This is a genomic window from Prevotella sp. P5-92, assembly GCF_002251245.1.
Classification (GTDB): domain Bacteria; phylum Bacteroidota; class Bacteroidia; order Bacteroidales; family Bacteroidaceae; genus Prevotella.
Genome location: NZ_NPJG01000029.1, coordinates 1 through 1,769, shown reverse-complemented (window position 1 = coordinate 1,769; position 1,769 = coordinate 1). Strand labels below are relative to the sequence as shown.

Below are 1,769 nucleotides of genomic sequence, written 5' to 3'. Positions count from 1 at the left end.
TCTATGGCGTCCCTCCAGAAAGGAGGTGTTCCAGCCGCACCTTCCGGTACGGCTACCTTGTTACGACTTAGCCCCAATCACCGGTTTCACCCTAGGCCGACCCTCGCGGTCACGGACTTCAGGCGCCCCCGGCTTTCATGGCTTGACGGGCGGTGTGTACAAGGCCCGGGAACGTATTCACCGCGCCATGGCTGATGCGCGATTACTAGCGAATCCAGCTTCGTGGGGTCGGGTTGCAGACCCCAGTCCGAACTGAGGATGGCTTTATTGATCCGACGCGGCTTGCGCAGCGCCAACTCTCTGTACCACCCATTGTAACACGTGTGTAGCCCCGGACGTAAGGGCCGTGCTGATTTGACGTCATCCCCACCTTCCTCACACCTTACGGCGGCAGTGTCCGCAGAGTGCCCAGCATCACCTGATGGCAACTACGGAGAGGGGTTGCGCTCGTTATGGCACTTAAGCCGACACCTCACGGCACGAGCTGACGACAACCATGCAGCACCTCCACCGGCGCCCCGAAGGGCCTCAACATCTCTGTATCGTCCGCCGGCAGTTCAAGCCCGGGTAAGGTTCCTCGCGTATCATCGAATTAAACCACATGTTCCTCCGCTTGTGCGGGCCCCCGTCAATTCCTTTGAGTTTCACCGTTGCCGGCGTACTCCCCAGGTGGGATGCTTAACGCTTTCGCTTGGCCACTCAGCCGAAAGGCCGAACAGCGGGCATCCATCGTTTACCGTGCGGACTACCAGGGTATCTAATCCTGTTCGATACCCGCACTTTCGAGCTTCAGCGTCAGTCGCGATACAGTGAGCTGCCTTCGCAATCGGAGTTCTTCGTGATATCTAAGCATTTCACCGCTACACCACAAATTCCGCCCACTTTCAGCGCACTCAAGGAAACCAGTTCGCGCTGCAGTGCCACGGTTGAGCCGCGGCATTTCACAACACGCTTAATCTCCAGCCTACGCTCCCTTTAAACCCAATAAATCCGGATAACGCCCGGACCTTCCGTATTACCGCGGCTGCTGGCACGGAATTAGCCGGTCCTTATTCATGCGGTACCTGCAAAAAGGGATACATCCCCCACTTTATCCCCGCATAAAAGCAGTTTACAACCCATAGGGCCGTCTTCCTGCACGCTACTTGGCTGGTTCAGGCTCTCGCCCATTGACCAATATTCCTCACTGCTGCCTCCCGTAGGAGTTTGGACCGTGTCTCAGTTCCAATGTGGGGGACCTTCCTCTCAGAACCCCTACCGATCGTCGCCTTGGTGGGCCGTTACCCCGCCAACAAGCTAATCGGACGCATCCCCATCCTTATCCGCCAAACCTTTCGTCATAATCAGATGCCATCAAATGACCTCATACGGTATTAATCCGCCTTTCGACGGGCTATCCCGTGGATAAGGGAAGGTTGGATACGCGTTACTCACCCGTGCGCCGGTCGCCATCAAATTTAGCAAGCTAAATTCATGCTGCCCCGCGACTTGCATGTGTTAAGCCTGTAGCTAGCGTTCATCCTGAGCCAGGATCAAACTCTACATTGTAAAAATATCATTAACTCCCGCATCTGACCCGAAAAAAAACCTCTCCGGGAACGGGAATGTTGTCTGTCTTGTCCAGGACGCCTAATAACTTGTATCAAGTCTAAAGAAACCTATTCTCAATCTTTTCAAATTGACGGTTCGTTTACCCAATCGATTTCTCGATTGCTTCTTGTACTACTACTTCTCTGTTATGTAAATCTTTCAAAGAACTCTTCTTATAG

Annotated in this window: 1 rRNA gene; it reads right to left on the bottom strand. The window is 54.0% G+C overall.

The features are described from left to right. Positions 1-18: 18 nt before the first annotated feature. Positions 19-1,548, bottom strand: a 16S ribosomal RNA gene (locus tag CIK99_RS03140). Between the last annotated feature and the right edge of the window lie 221 nt (positions 1,549-1,769).